Raw genomic sequence first — 18,731 nt, forward strand, 5'->3', positions numbered from 1 at the left:
CTCGTCGGTCGCTGTCGTCGCTGTCGTCGCTCCCGTCGGCGGTCATATGTCCACCCATTCGGCCTCGGGCGCGTGGTCCTTGATGAACTGCTTGCGGGGCTCGACGGCGTCGCCCATGAGCACGGAGAACATCTTGTCGGCCGCGGCGGCGTCCTCGATGGTGATCTGTTTCAGGATCCGCTGTTCGGGGTCCATGGTGGTGTCCCAGAGCTGCTGGGGGTTCATCTCGCCCAGGCCCTTGAATCGCTGGACCTGCGTGGGGTTGCCGTTACACTTTTCCTCGACGATGCGGTCGCGCTCGGCGTCGCTCATCGCGTCGTAGGTCTCCCCGTTGTAGCGGACGCGATAGAGTGGCGGCTGGGCGGCGTAGACGTAGCCGGCCTCCAGCAGCGGGCGCATGTGCCGGTAGAAGAAGGTGAGCAACAGCGTCCGGATGTGCGCGCCGTCCACATCGGCGTCGGTCATCAGGACGATCTTCTCGTAGCGGGCCTCGTCGATGTCGAACTCGTCGCCGATGCCGGTGCCGATGGCCGTGATCATCGCCCGGATCTCGTTGTTCTCGAGGATGCGGTCCAGCCGGTGTTTCTCGACGTTGAGGATCTTCCCGCGGATGGGGAGGATGGCCTGGAACTCGGGGTTGCGTCCCTGCTTGGCCGACCCGCCCGCCGAGTCCCCCTCGGTGATGAACAGCTCGGCCTCGTCGGGCTCGCGCGTCTGGCAGTCCGAGAGCTTTCCGGGCAGCGCCGTCGAGTCGAGCGCGGACTTGCGGCGGGTCAGCTCCTTTGCCTTCTTCGCGGCCTTGCGTGCCTTGGCGGCCTCGACGGCCTTCTGGACGATGACCTCGGCGGTGTCGGGGTGCTCCTCGAAGTAGGTCCCGAGCCCGTCGTGGACGGCCGACTCGACGATGCCACGCACTTCGCTGTTGCCGAGTTTCGTCTTGGTCTGGCCCTCGAACTGCGGGTCGGGGTGTTTGACGGAGATGACGGCGGTCAGCCCCTCGCGGATGTCGTCGCCCTTGAGGGTCCCGTCGATCTCGCCCAGAAGGTTGTTCTCCTCGGCGTAGTCGTTGACGATGCGGGTCAGCGCGGTCTTGAAGCCGGTGAGGTGGGTGCCGCCCTCGCGGGTGTTGATGTTGTTGGCGAAGGCGTGGATCGACCCCTGCAGTTCGCTGGTACCCTGCATCGCCACCTCGACGTGGATGTCCTGGTCCTCGTCCTCGAAGTAGACGACCTCGCCGTGGAGCGGCTCTTTGGTCTCGTTGAGGTACTCGACGAACTCGCGGATACCGCCCTCGTAGCGGAAGGTGTCGTCGGTGTCGTCGCGCTCGTCGGCCAGCGTGATCTCGACGCCGGAGTTGAGGAAGGCGAGTTCGCGCAGGCGTGATTCGAGGGTCGAGTAGTCGTACTCGTCGGCCTCGAAGATCTCCGTGTCGGGCCAGAAGCGGATCGTCGTGCCCGTCCCCTCGTCGGCGTCCATGTCGCGGACGCGTTCGAGCCCCCCCTGGGGGGCGCCCTGCTCGAAGTCCTCGCGGTAGACCGCGCCGTCGCGCTTGACCTCGACTTCCAGCCGCTCGGAGAGGGCGTTGACGACGGAGACGCCGACGCCGTGGAGCCCGCCCGAGACCTGGTAGGACTTGTTGTCGAACTTCCCGCCCGCGTGGAGGACGGTCATCACCACCTCGACGGCGGGCTTGTCGTACTTCTCGTGGGTGTCGACCGGGATCCCCCGGCCGTCGTCGGTGACGGAGACCGAGCCGTCGTCGTGGATGGTAACCGAGATGCTGTCGCAGTATCCGGCCAGCGCCTCGTCGATAGAGTTGTCCACGACCTCGTAGACCAGATGGTGCAAGCCCCTGTCGTCCGTGGACCCGATGTACATCGCCGGGCGTTTGCGCACGGCCTCCAGCCCCTCCAGGGCCTGGATCTGCTGTGCGCCGTACTCTTCAGGCTCCCGTGACATAGAATCTGTCTACCGGTAGTACAGCGGCACCCTTAAAGCTCTCGCACGCGCGCGAGCGCGAAAATCGACGGGGAAGAGCGCCGCTCGCCACACAGAACGCAGCGTCGAGCGCTGTCCGTCGTGACCGCTGGTCCGGTCGCCGGCGGAGTGTGTGAAAGCGTGTCGAACAGCCGCGGGCACGCCGGGGCGGAGCGATTTCACTTTCACCCCGCCGGCGAACGCCTTTTAACCTGCCCGCCAGTAGGGGGTTTCACGGATGACATCGCATCAGTCGCAACTCGGCGAGGGTGAGGGGATCGCCGAGGAGCTGGCAGAGAGCCAGCGGTCGATCTCCATCGCCGAGTTCTTCGAGAAGAACAAGCACATGCTCGGGTTCGACAGCGGGGCCCGGGGACTCGTGACCGCCGTGAAAGAGGCGGTCGACAACGCGCTGGACGCCTGCGAGGAGGCGGGCATCGCCCCCGACATCTACGTCGAGATCCAGGAAGCCGGGGACTACTACCGGCTCATCGTCGAGGACAACGGTCCCGGGATCACCAAAGAACAGATCCCCAAGGTCTTCGGGAAGCTGCTGTACGGGTCGCGCTTTCACGCCCGCGAGCAGTCCCGCGGCCAGCAGGGGATCGGCATCTCCGCCGCGGTGCTGTACTCCCAGCTCACCTCCGGCAAGCCCGCGAAGATCACCTCCCGAACGAAGGGCGGGGTCGACGCCGAGTACTTCGAGCTCATCATCGACACCGACACCAACGAGCCGGAGATCGACGTCGAGGAGACGACGACCTGGGAACGGCCCCACGGGACGCGCATCGAGATGGAGATGGAGGCGAACATGCGCGCCCGCAACCAGCTCCACGACTACATCAAACACACCGCGGTCGTCAACCCCCACGCCCGGATCGAACTCCGCGAGCCGAGCGAGCACATGAAATACGAGCGGGTGACCGACACGCTCCCCGCCGAGACCGAGGAGATCCGCCCCCACCCTCACGGGGTCGAACTCGGGACGCTCATCAAGATGCTCGACGCCACCGATTCGTACTCGGTGTCGGGCTTTTTGCAGAACGAGTTCACCCGCGTCGGCGGGAAGACCTCGGACTCGGTCATCGACAACTTCCGGGATCGGCACTTCGGCCGGGAGATGTCCTGGACGCCGCCCGAGTCCCACGAACCGGCCGACGTGGCCCGCGCGCTCGACGCCGCGGTCGCCAACAAGGGCGCCGACGCCACCGCCGAGTTCGCCGACCGCGTCGAAGACGCGCTGGACGGCTACGACCGGGTCGCCCACCACGAAGTCGCCGACCTGATCGACGACGTGGCCGACGACATCGAGGACAAATACGACGTGACCTTCGGCTCGACCGTTCGCGAGAACGCCGTCGAAGCCGGCTGGGCGGCTATCGTCGGGACGGGAGACCACGCCGAACTCGGCGGGGAAGACGCCGACGAGCACGAGCACCTCCGCTCGGATCTGTACGCCGTCGTCGACGAGGTGACGACCACCCAGAAGGACGACGCGACGATCCAGGGGGTCGCCGACCGGCTCGCCCCGAAGTTCGGCGACGCCGACGATTCGCGTCACCGGTTCACCCGCGACGAGGTCCGCGAGTTCGTCCGCCGCGCCGCCGACGCCACCGAGGAGTACGACGACGCGACCTTCGGCGAGACGGCCCGCGAGAACGTCGTCGAGGCACTCTGGGAGCGGGCGCGACGCGTCCCGGACGACCCGCCGAACGTGGCCGAGATCGCCGGCGACCGCGACGCGTCGTCCGAGCTGCTCGACGCCATGCGGGAGACGGACATCATCGCGCCGCCGACCGACTGCCTCTCGCCCATCGAGTCGGACCTCATCGAGGAGGGCCTGCGCAAGGAGTACGACGCGGACTTCTACGCGGCGTCGACCCGCGACGCGTCGGTCCACGGCGGCGACCCGTTCATCGTCGAGGCTGGCCTGGCCTACGGCGGCGACGTGGAGGCCGAAGGCAAGGCCGAGGTGATGCGTTTCGCCAACCGCGTCCCCCTCGTGTATCAGCGCGGCGCCTGTGCGACCACCGACGTGGTCAAGGACATCAACTGGCGCAACTACAACTTGGACCAGCCCGGCGGCTCGGGCATCCCGAACGGCCCGGTCGTCGTCATGGTCCACGTCGCCTCGACGAACGTTCCGTTCACCAGCGAGTCGAAAGACGCCGTCGCGAACGTCCCCGAACTGGAGTCGGAGATCGAACTCGCGATGCGCGAGGCCGCCCGCGAGCTGAAATCCTTCCTGAAGAAGCGCCGGTCGATGCAACAGCGCCGGGAGAAACAGGACAAGCTGGCGACGATCCTCCCGGAGATGGCCGAGAAGCTCTCGGCGGTCACCGACAACGACGACCTCGACATCGACGACACGCTCGCGCGGATCATGAACAACGTCTTGGTCGAGCGCAAGCGCGACGGCGACACGGTCCAGCTGGTGGTCGAGAACAACTCCGACCGGGCCGCGGACGTAGAGATCACGGACATCGTCGCCGGCAGCGAGCCCGTCCTCGCCAACGGCGACGCCAGCGTCGTCGAGATGGACGGCGAGTGGTTCGTCAAGTGGTCGACATCGGTGTCGGCCGGCGACGAGGCCACCCTGGAGTACGACGCGGGCGCCGACGCGGAGTTCGACATCTCCGTCGACGGCCTCGAAGAGGAGCGGGTCACTATCGACGCATAACAATGAGCGCAGACACAGACACAGACGCGGACGCGAGAGAACAGCTGATCGACCTGGCCGAGGAGTTCTACGAGCAGTTCGAGGGCGGCGACGTGCCCACGATGCGGATCCCCACTCGGACCAAGTCCAACATCGAGTACGACGAGGACAAGAACGTCTGGGTGTACGGGGACCGGGAGAGCACCCGCACCGCCAAGACCATCTCCGGCGCGGAGAAGCTGCTGAAGGCCACCTACACCATCGACTTCCTGGCCCGCCAGCTCGACCAGGACCGCTCGTCGACCCTGCGTGAACTGTACTACCTCAGCGAGTCGTGGGACGTCGACGAGGCGCAGTTCAACTCCCAGGACGAGTCGAACAACCTCATCGAGGACCTGGAGATCGTCTCGGAGGTCAAACGCGAGGACTTCCACATGCGCCCGGAGGAGTCCGGCGCGAAGGTGATGGGACCGCTCCTCCTCCGCGAGCAGACCAACCGCGGGGATCGGGAGATCCACTGCCAGGACGACGTGGGCCAGGGCGGCTACCAGATCCCCAACAACCCCGACACCATCGAGTTCCTCGACAACGACGCCGAGTTCGTCCTCTGCGTCGAGACCGGCGGCATGCGCGACCGCCTCGTCGAGAACGGCTTCGACGACGAACACGACGCCCTCGTCGTCCACCTCGGCGGTCAGCCCGCCCGGGCGACCCGGCGGCTGACCAAGCGGCTCCACGACGAACTCGACCTGCCGGTCACGGTCTTCACCGACGGCGACCCGTGGTCCTACCGCATCTTCGGGTCGGTCTCCTACGGCTCGATCAAGAGCGCGCACCTCTCGGAGTACCTCGCGACGCCGGAGGCGCAGTTCATCGGCGTCCAGCCCGAGGACATCGTCGAGTACGACCTCCCGACCGATCCCCTGAGCGACTCGGACGTGAACGCCCTGGAGAGCGAGCTGGAGGACCCGCGGTTCCAGACCGACTACTGGACCGAACAGATCGAACTCCAGCTGGAGATCGGCAAGAAGTCCGAACAGCAGAGCCTTGCGTCGTACGGTCTGGACTTCGTGACCGATACCTACCTGCCCGAGCGATTGGACGAGATGGGCGTGCTGTGACGACGACGAGGGCCACCGGCGGCCCTCGACGACGTTCGGTTCGGGTTGCGGGTTGATCACCGGTATCCGCGCCGAGCGGAGCGAGGCGCGGTTCACTGAACCCGAACGAAGTGAGGGTTCAGCCTTTTTCACCCATGTTTTTCGAGGAGCCCTCCCGCAGCGAGCGCAGCGAGCGAGGAAGGGCGACGATGAAAAAGATGGCTGTACTGAACACACCCAGGTACGGGCGTGTCGGGAGTTCCGTGTCGGCTCAGAACTTCGCGGCTCGGAGGGCGGTCTCGATGTGGTCGTAGGGGTCGTCGGAGACGCTGGGGCCGTGGCCGGTGTGCATCTCGGCGAGTTCTGGCGAGACGGTGTCGCGGAGGTACTCGATGCTGTCGATCAGGACCTCGCGGTCGCCCTCGGGGAGGTCCGTCCGGCCGAAACTCCCGTTGGCGAACACCAGGTCGCCGGCCAACAGGATCTCGGCGCTGGCGGCGTAGAGACAGAGATGGTCGTCCTTGTGGCCGGGGGTGTGCAGCGCCTCGTAGCTGTGGTCGCCCAGCTGGACGGCGTCGCCGTCGGCGATAGCGCGGTCGACCAGTTCGTGGTCGGGGTCGAATCCCCACACGTCGCAGTCGAAGGCGTCGACGAGCGCGGCGGTGTTGCCGACGTGGTCGGGGTGGGTGTGCGTGAGGACGACGGCGTCGAGGGCGGCGTCGCGGTCGCGGATCTCGCCGGGGGCGTCGAACTCGCTGCCGGCGTCGACGAGGACGGTGCGCTCGCCGGTGACGAGGAAGGCGTTGCTGGTGAAGACCTGCTGGCCACGGGCGACGTTTTCGATCACGGCCGTCGATAGTCGCGCCGGGGCGGTGAGGATATCGGTTCGCGACCGGTCGAAGCGGGTGGGGGTCCGTGTCGCGACCGCCGCGGTCGGCCCGGTCGAACGGGCGGTCCCGCGGCGTCGACGAGACGGACGAAACCCCGTCGCTTCCTGCTATCACGCGACCGACTCGGACCCACAGGGCTATGTGTGATGAACGATAACGACGCCGTAGAGAGCTGATGACAGGATCGCAAACGCCAGTCGTACTCATCGTCGAGGACGAGCCGGACGTCGCCGAGACGTACAACCTCTGGCTCGCCGACGACTACGAGGTCCGGATGGCCGGGAGCGGCGACGAGGGGCTGGCCGAACTCGACGACGAGGTCGACGTGGTCCTCCTCGACCGGATGATGCCCGGTCTCTCCGGCGACGAGGTGTTAGCGCGGATCCGCGAGCGTGGGTTGGACTGCCGGGTGGCGATGGTGACGGCGGTCGAACCGGACTTCGACATCCTCGAGATGGGGTTCGACGCGTACCTCTGCAAGCCGATTCGGAGCCAGCAGCTCCACGACACCGTCGAGAACCTGCTGGAGCGGTCGACCTACGACGACATGCTACAGGAGTACTACTCGCTGGTCGAGAAACAGGCGACGCTCGAAGCGACCAAGAGCAGCGCCGAACTCGCCGACAACGAGGAGTACCTCGACCTCCGCGAACGGGTCGACGATCTGAAGGAGGGCCTGTCGGACACGCTGGGTGGTATCGACGACGACGAGGACTTCATCGCTACGCTTCGAGGACTCAGCGATGTCGAGGAGTAGTGATTCCGAGACGATGTACGACCTGACCGACGTGCTCGACTTCGAGGCGCTGGAGGACGTTCGACCGGGGTCGAACATCCTCGTCTCCGGCCCCGCGATGAGCGGCAAGGAGGACCTGGCGCTGTCGGTGCTGGCCGACGGCGCCGGGCGCGACCAGGGGTCGCTCGTCGTCACGACCGGCGACCGCGCCGAGAACGTCCTCGAGGACTTCCTCGACCGCGCGCCCGACGCCGACGAGTCGAGGGTCAGCGTCGTCGACTGTCGCGGCGACGGCAGCCGCCGCGGCGAGGCCACCGCCTCCGGCAGCTACGTCTACCACGTCTCCTCGCCCGGCGACCTGACCGGCATCGGGATCGGGATCACCGAGTGCCTGGAGTACCTCCACAACAACGGCGCCGAGAACGGCCGCTTCGCGCTCACCTCGCTGTCGACGATGCTCACCTACACGGACCGAAAGACCGTCTTCAAGTTCTGCCACGTCCTCTCCTCGCGGTTCGACTCCGCCGGCTACCTCGGCCTGTTCACCATCGACTCCTCGGCCCACGACGACCAGACGCTGCAGGTCATCAAGCAGGCCTTCGACGGCATGATCGAGATCCGTGAGGAAGGCGGCCGCCGCGAGGCCCGCGTCCTCGGCCTCGCCGGCCAGCCGACCGACTGGCGAGAGTTCTGACCCCTTCCGGTCCGCCGGTTCTCAGCCGCACCGCTACCGCTCGAAGTCCGTCGTTCGCCCGTCTCTCGTGAACTCGCGCGACGAGGGGGAGCCTTCGTACTTCGGTCGGGGCTCGACCGAAACGACACCGATCAATCGATCGGATAGATCGTGTACGAATAATCGATATTAGGTCCCTCCGATCCCATTGTGGACAAGACTTATGCCCGAAAACGGAAAATGTGCAAGTGCAACGGTCGGAGTGAGAGAGCGTCCGACCGAGCACGTTCGAACCACCGGGGGACGACCCCGAACCAACGAGTATCGCGCGCAAACTAGCCACTGCCAGCCACTGCAGCCACCGACACCACTGGCCCACCACCGTGGTGCTGTCATCGGAGCGGCTACTCTGCCCCGAGTAGCGTTTTTCGACATCGCGACGGGGCGGCGGTCACCGCCGCCGTTCTCCCGTCGAGCGAACCGCCACCCGCCAGCGATGGCCGGGCTTTAATCCGACGAGTCGCGTAGTCGTCGAGCATGGGAACGAGCGACCGGCCGGAGTCCGACCCAGCGGGCGACCCGCGGGCGGACTACGACTACGCGGCCGACGCGGTGGCGCGACCGGGACTGGTCGCGGACCTCGACGAGCGGGTCTCGGGCGAGGTGCGGTTCGACGACTACTCGCGACAGCTGTACGCGACCGACGCGAGCATCTACGAGGTGACGCCCGTCGGCGTCGTCTACCCGGAGTCGACCGCCGACGTGGCGAGCGTCGTCTCCTACTGCGCCGAGCGGTCGATCCCGGTGCTCCCTCGGGGCGGCGGCACCTCCCTCGCGGGTCAGACCGTCAACGAGGCGGTCGTCCTCGATTTCACCCGCCACACGGACGCCGTCCTCTCGGTCGACCCCGAGGCGCGACGCGCCCGCGCCGAACCGGGCGCCATCCTCGGCGAGCTGAACGCCGAGCTGGCCGCACACGACCTGAAGTTCGCTCCCGACCCGGCGTGGGGCGACAAGTCCGCGCTCGGCGGTGCCATCGGGAACAACTCGACGGGCGCCCACTCGCTGCAGTACGGCAAGACCGACGCCTACGTCGAGGAGTGCGAAGTCGTCCTCGCCGACGGGACCGTCACCCGATTCGGCGAGGTGACGCTGGACGAACTGCGCGAGCGAGCCGACGCCGAGGGGGACCTGGAAGCCCGGATCTACGCCGAACTCGCCCGGGTCGTCGACGAGGAGATCGACGCCGTCGAGGCGGCCTTTCCCGAGCTCAAGCGCAACGTCTCCGGCTACAACCTCGACGCGTTCGTCGCCGAGGCCCGCGCGGCGCTGGACGCCGAGGGTGAGGACGGCGAACCGGGGACCGTCAACGTCGCCCGCCTGCTCGCGGGGAGCGAGGGCACCCTGGCCATCGTCACCGAGGCGACCGTCTCGCTGGAGCCGATCCCCGAGACGAAGGGGCTGGCGTTGCTCACCTACGAGAGTCTGTTCGACGCGCTGGAGGACGTCCGACCGATCCTCGAACACGACCCCGCCGCCGTCGAGGTGCTGGACGACGTGTTGCTGGACCTGGCCGAGGAGACCGAGGAGTTCGGCGACCTCGTCGACTCGGTGCTCCCCGAGGGGACGGGCTCGGTGCTGCTCGTGGAGTTCTACGCCGAGAGCGACCACGAGGGGCGCCAGCGGGTCGCCGACCTGATCGCCGACCGGGTGGGCGGCGACGGGGGCGCGAACGTCGTCGGCGCGTCGACGACCGAAGCCGATCCGGCCGAGGGCGCCGCCGAGGCGACCGACGCGCCGATCCGGGCGTCCGCGGCCCGCGAGGCCCACGGTGAGGCCGAGCGCGCCCGCTTCTGGAAGCTCCGCAAGAGCGGCCTGCCCATCCTCCTCTCGCGGACGACCGACGCGAAACACGGGAGTTTCATCGAGGACACGGCCGTCCCGCCGGAGAATCTGCCGGAGTTCGTCGCCGACTTCCAGGCGGTCCTCGACGACCACGACACCTACGCGAGCTTCTACGCCCACGCGGGACCGGGCTGTCTGCACATCCGCCCGCTGATCGACACCAAGACCGTCGACGGCGTGGCCGCCATGGAGTCCATCGCCGACGCGGTGACCGACCTCGTCGTCGAGTACGGCGGGAGCGTCTCGGGCGAGCACGGCGACGGCCGCGCGCGCACCCAGTGGAGCCGGAAACTGTACGGCGAGGACGTGTGGAACCTGTTCCGCGACATCAAGGCCTCCTTCGACCCCGACTGGCTGCTCAATCCGGGCCAGGTCGTCGGCGTCGACGGGGCGGCCGTCGAGGCGGGCGAGGCGCCCGACCGCGCTCGCACGGTCGACATGACCGAGGACCTCCGGTTCGACCCCGACTACACCTTCGACGCGGGGTTCGAGCCGGACCTGAACTGGGACAACGACAACGGCATGGCCGGGATGGTCGAGCTCTGTCACGGCTGCGGCGGCTGTCGCGGCGGTCAGGACACCACCGGCGGCGTGATGTGCCCGACCTACCGCGCCGCCGACGAGGAGGTCACCGCCACGCGGGGCCGGGCGAACATGCTCCGTCAGGCGATGAGCGGCGACCTCCCCGAGGACCCGACCGACGACGAGTTCGTCAGCGAGGTGATGGACCTCTGTATCGGCTGCAAGGGCTGCGCGAAGGACTGCCCGAGCGAGGTCGACATGGCGAAGCTCAAAGCCGAGGTCGAACACGCCCACCACGAGGAACACGGGACCAGCCTCCGCGAGCGCGTCTTCGCCAACGTCGACCGGCTGAGCGCGCTGGGCAGCGCCACCGCTCCCGTCTCGAACTGGCTGCAGAAACTCCCCGGGAGCGGTCTCGTCACCGAGCGCGTCCTCGGCATCGCGCGCGAGCGGACGCTCCCGACGTTCGAACGGGAGTCGTTCGTCGACTGGTTCGCCGGCCGGGACGCGGGCGTTCCCGAGAGCGAGGCCGAGCGGACGGCGCTCGTCTTCCCCGACACCTACACCAACTACAGCCACCCCGAAGCGGGGAAGGCGGCCGTCCGCGTCCTCGAAGCGGCGGGCGTCCACGTGGACGTGCCCGACGACGTGGCCGCCAGCGGCCGCGCGGCCCACTCGAAGGGCTTTCTCGACACCGCCCGCGAGCGCGCTGAGCGCAACGTCGACGAACTCGCGCCCCGCGTCGCCGACGGCTGGGATCTCGTCGTCGTCGAGCCCTCGGACGCGGTGATGTTCCAGCACGACTACCTCGACCTGCTCTCGGGCGCGGCAGCCGAGACGGTCGCGGCCAACGCCTACGGCGTCTGCGAGTATCTCGACCGGTTCCGCCTCGACGGGGACATCGACTTCGACGCTCCCGCCGAGTCGCTCACCTACCACGGCCACTGCCACCAGAAGGCCACCAAGAAGGACCACCACGCCGTCGGCGTCCTCCGCCGGGCCGGCTACGAGGTCGACGCGCTCGACTCGGGCTGTTGCGGCATGGCCGGCAGCTTCGGCTACGAGGCCGAACACTACTCGATGAGCAAGGCGATCGGGTCGATCCTCTACGACCAGGTGGCGGACAGCGACGGCGACCAGGTCGTCGCGCCCGGCGCCTCCTGCCGGTCGCAACTGGACGACCGCGACGGCGAGGAATCGCCGCCTCACCCCGTCGAGCGGCTGTCCGACGCGCTCGCCACCGGCCCGTGACGCGTGATACCGCCCCTCGTACCCGTCCGCCAGACTTTAATAGGGTCATCGCCTGTGGCTAGGTGCAATGGCGACCGGTACGGTTGACTTCTTCAACGACACTGGCGGTTACGGTTTCATCGACACTGACGACGCCGACGAGGACGTGTTCTTCCACATGGAGGACATCGGCGGTCCCGACCTGGAGGAAGGTCAGGAAGTCGAGTTCGACATCGTTCAGGCAGACAAAGGCCCGCGCGCCGAGAACCTGGAGCGACTCTAACCATGGCGAAAGGTAAGGTCGACTTCTTCAACGACACCGGCGGCTACGGCTTCATCGACACCGACGACGCGGACGAAGACGTCTTCTTCCACATGGAAGACATCGGCGGTCCGGATCTGGAAGAGGGGCAGGAAGTCGAGTTCGACATCGAGCAGGCCGACAAAGGCCCGCGCGCGACGAACCTCGAGCGCCTGTAACCGCGGATTCTGCCGCATTCGCGGCACGTCCGTCTCATCGGCGAGCGACTGCGCCGCTGGCGACGGGCGCGCGTCGGCGAACCCGCTGTCGGCCCGGCGCGCACCGCTCACCGTCCGAATATCTTCGGCGAGCGGCCGCGCTCGACCCGGTTCCCTCGGGCCGATACCGTGGGACACAAGAGCCAGCGCGTCGGAGTCCCGAGCAATGAGCGACGCAGACGCGGTCGACACCGACCTCTACCAGCGCGCCCAGGCACTCCTCGAACCCGGCGAGATCGAGCTCGTCGGCGTCATCGTCCACACCGATCTGTCGGGCGACCAGGAGCCGACGCTCCACGAGGCCACCCTGGAGATCGGCAACCACATCGCCGAGTCCGCCGGCATCGAGCCGACCGACACATACGTCTACTCCGGCAACGACGACGGCGAGTTCGGCGTCAACCAGCACCAGGGGCTGACGCTGGACGGCGACGAGTTCATCTGGGAGTGCCAGCAACTGCTCCGCGAGGGCACCTTCGACGTGGTGTTCTACTACGAGGCCGACATCGACCAAGAGGGGCTGGTCGAGGCGCTCCGCGAGGCGGGCTACGACGCCGTCGGGGTCGAGCCGGACTCCTGACCGGCGGATCCGGGCTCGGACGCGGGGGCCGCGACGGTCAGTCGTCGACCATCCGGCTGCCGCCCGGCGGGAGGAACTCCTGGATGCGGTCGGCGCTGGCGACCTTCCGGACGAACGAGTCGTCGACGAAGCGGCCCTTGAACTCCCGGTAGAGCCGCATCGCGATGTCGTTCTGGGCGAACTGTCCCGGCTCGACCTCGATTGTCGTCTCGGTCTTCGGCTCGATGGCCGCCGGCGGCCCGCCGATCACTCGCGTCTCGGGTTCGCAGGTGATCCCGACGGCGACGCCAACCTCCGTGGACTCGTAGTAGGTGCGGTCGCCGCGGATGGCGAACCCGCCCTTCTCCAGGAACTCGCCGCTCTCTGGCGTCTTCGACACCTGGTCGGAGCCGACCTCGTACACGTCGCCGGCGAACTTGCCGTCCTTCCAGATCGACGAGTACGAGACCGCGAACTGCGCGGCCTCGCGCTTGCTCGACTCGGGGATCTCTGCGTCGCCGTCGTACGACTCGCTCGGGCCGGTCGCCTTGAGGATCGTCGCCGGACCGCCGTGGGCCTGCGCGTGGAAAAAGCGGTCGCCGCGGTCGAGGTACTTCTTGACGAGGTCCTCGTTGTCGTCGGCGTCGCGGCCGCCGATGACGAGGAAGCCGTCGCTGGTGTGGAACCAGCGGTAGTCCTCGAACCAGTGCTCGGACTGGCGGACCGGGATCGACGGCTCTGCGAGCCAGTCCACGTCCTCGTCGTCGCCGTCCGATTCGCTATCGCTGCCGCCGCCTCCGCTCCCGCCCGCGTCACCGGCGTCGGCGGCCTCCCACTCTTCTTTCCGTTGCTCGACCGCTTCCAGCTCCGCCCGGGTCTGCGCGATCGCCTCCTCGGCGCCCTCCTTCTTGCCCTCGATGCGCTTGGCCTCCCGGTAGAGCCGGTCGGCGTTCTTCTCGACGCCCTCGCCCGCGTCGAGCGTGACCCGCTCGCCGTCGATCTCGATGGTCACGGTCCCCTCGCTGCCGTCGAGCGAGACGACCGCCTCCGCGGCGGGGATGCCCTGGTCGGCTCCCTCCGCGAAGCGTTCCTCGATGTCGTCCCACGAGCGGTCCTCGGCGCGCGCACCCTGGATCGTCGAGACGATGTCGTCGACCAGATCGTAGTTGGCGTACAGCGCCTCGGCGTTCGCCCGCTCGCGCTCGGCCTGGACCTCGAAGTCCTCGATGGCTCCCTGTTGCTGTTCGATGATCCGCTCGTGTTTGGCGATCTCCGACTCGAAGTCCGGGCGCCCGCGGTCGCCGCCCGTGCCGTCGGCCCCGCTGTCGTCGTCTTCGTCGCTGGCGAACGTGAAGTAGTCGTCCAGCGCCTCGTTGAACGAGTCGAACGGCTCGCCGTACCGCTCGTCGTATTCGGCCAGCGGGATGGGCGTCACGTCGACGCGCTGGCCCTCGATCTCCCCGTCGTCGTCGGTCGGGTCCTCGGCGCCGGGGTCGTCGAGCTCGTAGTACACCCGCGGGTCGAGGTCGCTGTCGGCCAGCCGGTCGTCCAGCCGCCGAACGGCGTCGTACAGCGCCTGCAACTGGTCGTCGGTCGCCTCCTCGATCGGGACGTTGTAGTCGACGCCCGCCAGCGTACACAGCTCCTCGCCGTAGAGCCCGCCGAAGTTGAGCTGCGTGGCCAGCGTCCTGACGAGGTCCGAGTCGGAGTCGCGCATCCGCGCCTCGAAGGCGTCGGAGTCGACGCCCAGCGGGTTGAACCGCGCGCTCGGGAACTCGTACTGGGCGCCCGGCGCGACCGTTCGCGACTTCAGCCGAACGGTCTCCAGACAGTCGATCACCTCGCCGGTCCCGTCGAGGATCGCGACGTTGCCGTCGCCGAACAGCTCCGCGACGATCGTCGTCGTCTCGTCGTCGCGCTCGAAGGTGAGTTCGAGGATCCGGTCGAACCCGTACTGGGACACGTCGAGTAGCTCGGCGCCCTGCATGCGATTGCGGAGCATCATCGCGAAGTTGGGCGGCCGCTCGGGCGCCTCCGGCACGTGGTCCGGGTCGGTCACGTTGACCCGCTTGTCCTCGCCGACCTCGACGAGCAGCTCCGTCCGCCCCAGGTCGTAGTGGCGCATCCGGAACCGCAGCAGGTCGCGGTCGGGGTAGAGGTAGACCTTCCCGACGCCCGCGCCCTCGTAGACCGATAGCTCGCCGGCGAGCGCCGCGAGGTCGACGCTCGTCAGTTCCCGCTTTCTGTCCATACAGGTGGGTCCGCCTTCGGGAGCAAAGGCCTGTCGCACCGCCCTCTTCGCGGACGGGGTCCCGCGCCGCCCCTACAGCCGAGCGGCACACTCCAGCAGCGCCCGCCGGCCGTCCCGAACGATCGGCGTTCCGTGGCCCATCGCGGCGACCTCGAACGGCGGGACGCGCTCGCTCAGGTCCCGGATGCTCTCGGTCAGCGCACGCATATCGTACGAATCGAGCCAGAACGGCGGCGTGAGCCGGCCGTCGTCCTCCCAGGTGAGGTCGCCGAGAAAGGCCGCCCCGGAGTCGTGGACGAAGACGGTGTGGCCGGGGTTGTGGCCCGGGGTGTGGTAGGCGGTGAACCGCCCGATCTCGTCGCCGTCCGCGACGCCGCGGATGTCCATGTGATCGGGCAGCGGATAGATCCGTCGGGCGATCCGGTGGAACAGTCCCTTGTGGTGGAGGATCTTCGGGTCGCTCTCGCCGCTCCCGAGCGCGAGGTCGTCGGCGCCGATGTACACCGCCCCGTCGAACGCGCCGTCGAGCGCCCGGAGCCCGCCGGTGTGGTCGATGTCGTAGTGGGTGAGGAAGACCCGGTCGATATCGCTCACCTCGTAGCCGATATCGCTCAGCTCCGACCCGAGCGACGGTCGGTTCCACGGGAGGCCGGGGTCGATCAGGGTGACGGTGCCGTCGTCGACCAGGTAGCCGTTGGTCGCGAACGGCGGCACCAGCCCGATATCGAGCAACCAGACCCCCTCGGCGAGTCGCTTCGGCATGTACACTCGTCGTTAGCGAGCGAGCGGCAAAACAGTGCTGGCCGCGACCGAGACCGGTTCGCGGACGCGGAAGGTCAAATCCCGGTTTGGGTCTGCACAAGACATTCATATCGCGTCCGCGACTACCCGGTATGAGACACCGGACCGCCCTCGCTCTCGCGCTCGTCGCCCTCCTCGCGGGCCTGAGCGGCTGTTCGGCCGAGGGTTCGCTGTCGCTGACCCCCGTCGACGACCGCGCGCTCGCCGAGGAGGCGAGCCACGCCCTGCCTACGGACGCGCCGCCGGACGAGGACGAGCGCGTGGTGCGGCGAGCGGTCGAGAACGGCACCGCCACGGCGGTCGGCGCGGACCCGCCGGTCGACGAGTCGCTCCCCTTCCGCCACGACGGGCGGTTCTACGCGGTCGACTACGCCGAGAACGGGACCGAACCGGGCTACGATGTCGGGATCCGCATCGACTTCAACGCCTCCTCGGTCGACGGTGCGGTCGTCGACTACGAGGAACTGCCGGCCGTCGACAGGGACACCCTGGAGTTCGTGCTCACCCAGCGGCCGCCCGACGAGGACGCGCTCGAACCGGGCTACGACTTCGGCGTCGGCGCCGTCTACACCGAGAGCGACGCCGAATCGTCGGTGCTGGTCCCGACGCAGGAGTACGACGCGGTCAGGTACGAAGGCGAGGTCTATCCCGTCGACGTGGAGGCCGAACGGACGGAGCTGACCGTCTACCGCTACGAGGCCGAACTGGTCGCCGAGAGCCACGAGGACTACGCCGACTCGCTCCGCGAGCGCTACGAGTTCGAACTCTCCGGGCTCTCCCAGGGGGAGCGTGACCTCGTGAACGGCTCTCTCAACGACACCTACTGGGTGGAGGACAGCGACAACGAAGCGTTCGACGCGCTGGTCGACCGCTTCCGCGCGCAGGAGCCCGTCGAGGAGACCGACTACGGCGGGTCCTACGTCGTCCGCTACGACGGCGAGCGCTACTGGGCCGAAATCGACTACGGGAGTTACGTCGACGAGGCGTAGCCGACCCGCGACCGATAGCCCCGCGCCCCTATCGCCGCTTGCTCACGTACGGACCAGGTCCCACCTTTTTTCCTCGGGGTCGCTTCGCGACCCGCTCGGCAAAAACGTGGGCGAAAAAACCGAGCGCTCACTCCGTTCACGCTCGGTTCGACAACCCGGACGCACTCACAACCGCTTGCTCACGTACGGGCCGTCCTGTCGATAGCCGAGTTTCTCGCGGTAGTACTGCCGGACACCGATGCCCGAGAGGACGGCCAGCTTGCCGTAGCCCGCGTCGGCGGCCAGCCGCTCGGCCTCGGCCAGCAGGCGCTTGCCGTAGCCGCGGTGCTGGTGGCTCCCCTCGTCCTCGCCCGCTGACTGTCCCACACCGACTTCGCTCCCGTAGACGTGGAGTTCGCGGACCACGGCGGCCCCCTGCAACTCGCGCCGGACGGGGTCGTTCGGGAACCGCAAGCGGCAGAATCCGACGAGGACCCCCTTCTCGCGGTCTTCGAAGCTGATGAAGTGCTCTTTCCCGCCAGCGACCTCGTAGGTGTCGGTGGCGAGCGTGACCTCCTCGGGTTCCTCGTCGTGGTGGCCGACCTCCCGACAGCGGATGCAGTCGCAGGACCAGCCGTGGTCGTCCATGCGCTGACGAGCGAGCTGCCGGAGGTTGGACTTCCAGACGCCGCCCTCGATGAAGTCGGCGGGGATGTCCCGCTGGACGCGCTGCAGGCGCGTGTACTCGGGGATCATCGACTTGATCTCGGCGACCAGCTCCGCGGCTTCCTCGTTTTCGAGCGGCTCGAACTCGTCGCGCTGGTACCAGTCGTAGGTGACCGTCCCCTCGACGACGAGGGTGGGGTAGATCTTCAGGAAGTCCGGGCGCCAGTCGGTGTTGTCGAAGATGCGCCGGAAGTCCTCCAGGCACATCTCCTTGGACATCCCCGGCTGGCCGGGCATCATGTGGAAGCCGACTTTGAACCCCGAGTCGCGCAGCCGGCGGTTGGCGTCGATGGCGTCCTGCGTGCCGTGGCCGCGGTGCATCTCCCGGTTGATGCGCTCGAAGGTGGTCTGCACCCCGACCTCGACCTTCGTCGCGCCCAGGTCGAGCATCCGGTCGATCTGCTCGGGGTCACACCAGTCGGGCTTGGTCTCGAACGTGGTCGCGATGTTGCGGACGTCGGCGGTCTCGTTCTCGGCGATCACGTCCTCGACGTAGCTGAACTCGCGCTCGTCGGGATCCTGCGCGAAGCTCTCGTCCTCGGCGGGCTCAGGGTTGCCTTCGGGGTCGTACTCGTTCATCGCCTCTAAGGCGCGCTTGACGAACCACTCCTGGTAGTCGTGGCTCCGGGCGGTCATCGTCCCGCCCATCAAGATCAGCTCCACTTTGTCGACGGGGTGACCGATCTGCCGGAGCTGTTCGAGCCGCAGGCGGACCTGCCCGTAGGGGTCGTAGTCGTTCTGCACGCCGCGGGCGGCCGCCGGCTCGTGGCCCGTGTAGGACTGCGCGGAGGAGAACTCCGAGTCCGGGCCGCCGGGGCAGTACAGACACTTCCCGTGGGGACAGCGCTTGGGCGAGGTCATGATCGCCACCGGCGAGACGCCCGATGCGGTGCGGACGGGCTTGCGCTGGAGTACCTCCTCCAGTTCCTCCCGGCGCTCGTCGGGGCCGAAGTCGATCAGGTCCGAATTTCGGGGGACCTTCGGCGAGGAGTACTTGCCGCAGACCTCCTTTTTCGCCGTCTCCACGTCCTCGCTCTCGATCTCGCCCGAGAGGATGCGGTCGACCAGTTCCCGGCAGGCTTTCAGGAACGCCTCGGGCTCGTCGGCGTCGAGGTCGGCCGCGTCCGGTATCTCGGTGCTCATCGCGTTGTCAGCGATCCGTCCCTGCCGCGAATAAGCGTGTCGCTCGCCCTCGCGGCCGCTGCCCCCGTGCGC

General features: G+C 67.9%; 14 protein-coding genes. 9 read left to right on the forward strand and 5 right to left on the reverse strand.

From position 1 onward, the window contains the following. Nucleotides 1-42: 42 nt before the first annotated feature. The gene (gene gyrB, locus HZS55_RS17360; protein ID WP_179908832.1) at nucleotides 43-1,959 is read right to left on the reverse strand and encodes a DNA topoisomerase (ATP-hydrolyzing) subunit B; all 1,917 of its coding nucleotides are present in this window, start codon (nucleotides 1,957-1,959) and stop codon (nucleotides 43-45) included. Nucleotides 1,960-2,215: 256 nt separating this feature from the next. On the opposite strand from gyrB, the gene HZS55_RS17365 reads away from it, so the two are divergent. Then, nucleotides 2,216-4,657 (forward strand): DNA topoisomerase VI subunit B, encoded by a 2,442-nt coding sequence (locus tag HZS55_RS17365; protein WP_179908833.1) that lies wholly within the window; start codon nucleotides 2,216-2,218, stop codon nucleotides 4,655-4,657. A gap of 2 nt (nucleotides 4,658-4,659) precedes the next feature. Next, the gene (locus tag HZS55_RS17370; protein WP_179908834.1) at nucleotides 4,660-5,757 is read left to right on the forward strand and encodes a DNA topoisomerase IV subunit A; all 1,098 of its coding nucleotides are present in this window, start codon (nucleotides 4,660-4,662) and stop codon (nucleotides 5,755-5,757) included. A gap of 250 nt (nucleotides 5,758-6,007) precedes the next feature. On the opposite strand, the gene HZS55_RS17375 is transcribed toward HZS55_RS17370, so the two are convergent. Further along, the gene (locus tag HZS55_RS17375) at nucleotides 6,008-6,583 is read right to left on the reverse strand and encodes an MBL fold metallo-hydrolase (protein ID WP_179908835.1); all 576 of its coding nucleotides are present in this window, start codon (nucleotides 6,581-6,583) and stop codon (nucleotides 6,008-6,010) included. A 218-nt stretch (nucleotides 6,584-6,801) separates the two neighbouring features. Here HZS55_RS17375 and HZS55_RS17380 point away from each other — a divergent pair, with 218 nt between their 5' ends. The 6 genes from HZS55_RS17380 to HZS55_RS17405 all read left to right on the forward strand — a co-directional run bounded on the left by HZS55_RS17380 (nucleotide 6,802) and on the right by HZS55_RS17405 (nucleotide 12,791). Continuing rightward, nucleotides 6,802-7,383 (forward strand): HalX domain-containing protein, encoded by a 582-nt coding sequence (locus HZS55_RS17380; RefSeq protein WP_179908836.1) that lies wholly within the window; start codon nucleotides 6,802-6,804, stop codon nucleotides 7,381-7,383. Continuing rightward, on the forward strand, nucleotides 7,370-8,056 hold the full coding sequence (locus HZS55_RS17385) for an RAD55 family ATPase (protein ID WP_449405177.1): 687 nt from the start codon (nucleotides 7,370-7,372) through the stop codon (nucleotides 8,054-8,056). The genes HZS55_RS17380 and HZS55_RS17385 overlap by 14 nt, the downstream gene beginning before the upstream one ends. A 516-nt stretch (nucleotides 8,057-8,572) precedes the next feature. Beyond that, nucleotides 8,573-11,713, forward strand: a complete 3,141-nt coding sequence (locus tag HZS55_RS17390; RefSeq protein WP_179908837.1) for an FAD-binding and (Fe-S)-binding domain-containing protein — start codon at nucleotides 8,573-8,575, stop codon at nucleotides 11,711-11,713. Between the two features lie 67 nt (nucleotides 11,714-11,780). Beyond that, nucleotides 11,781-11,975 carry a cold-shock protein gene (locus tag HZS55_RS17395; RefSeq protein ID WP_006883802.1) on the forward strand — a complete coding sequence of 65 codons (195 nt, stop codon included), beginning with the start codon at nucleotides 11,781-11,783 and terminating at the stop codon, nucleotides 11,973-11,975. A 2-nt stretch (nucleotides 11,976-11,977) separates the two neighbouring features. Beyond that, entirely contained in the window at nucleotides 11,978-12,172 is a 195-nt protein-coding gene (locus HZS55_RS17400; RefSeq protein ID WP_179908838.1) for a cold-shock protein, read from the forward strand. Nucleotides 12,173-12,377: 205 nt separating this feature from the next. Beyond that, nucleotides 12,378-12,791 carry a DUF5778 family protein gene (locus tag HZS55_RS17405; RefSeq protein ID WP_179908839.1) on the forward strand — a complete coding sequence of 138 codons (414 nt, stop codon included), beginning with the start codon at nucleotides 12,378-12,380 and terminating at the stop codon, nucleotides 12,789-12,791. 37 nt (nucleotides 12,792-12,828) lie between these two features. On the opposite strand, the gene rqcH is transcribed toward HZS55_RS17405, so the two are convergent. Next, nucleotides 12,829-15,021, reverse strand: coding sequence for a ribosome rescue protein RqcH (gene rqcH / locus HZS55_RS17410; protein ID WP_179908840.1), 2,193 nt, complete (start codon nucleotides 15,019-15,021; stop codon nucleotides 12,829-12,831). A 72-nt stretch (nucleotides 15,022-15,093) separates the two neighbouring features. Further along, entirely contained in the window at nucleotides 15,094-15,783 is a 690-nt protein-coding gene (locus tag HZS55_RS17415) for an MBL fold metallo-hydrolase (RefSeq protein WP_179908841.1), read from the reverse strand. Between the two features lie 131 nt (nucleotides 15,784-15,914). Between HZS55_RS17415 and HZS55_RS17420 the strand changes: the two genes are divergently transcribed. Beyond that, entirely contained in the window at nucleotides 15,915-16,811 is an 897-nt protein-coding gene (locus HZS55_RS17420) for a hypothetical protein (RefSeq protein WP_179908842.1), read from the forward strand. 165 nt (nucleotides 16,812-16,976) lie between these two features. Here the strand turns inward: HZS55_RS17420 and HZS55_RS17425 are convergent, their stop codons facing one another. Then, entirely contained in the window at nucleotides 16,977-18,659 is a 1,683-nt protein-coding gene (locus HZS55_RS17425) for a tRNA uridine(34) 5-carboxymethylaminomethyl modification radical SAM/GNAT enzyme Elp3 (protein ID WP_179908843.1), read from the reverse strand. Between the last annotated feature and the right edge of the window lie 72 nt (nucleotides 18,660-18,731).

It is taken from the genome of Halosimplex rubrum (genome assembly GCF_013415885.1).
Lineage (GTDB): Archaea > Halobacteriota > Halobacteria > Halobacteriales > Haloarculaceae > Halosimplex > Halosimplex rubrum.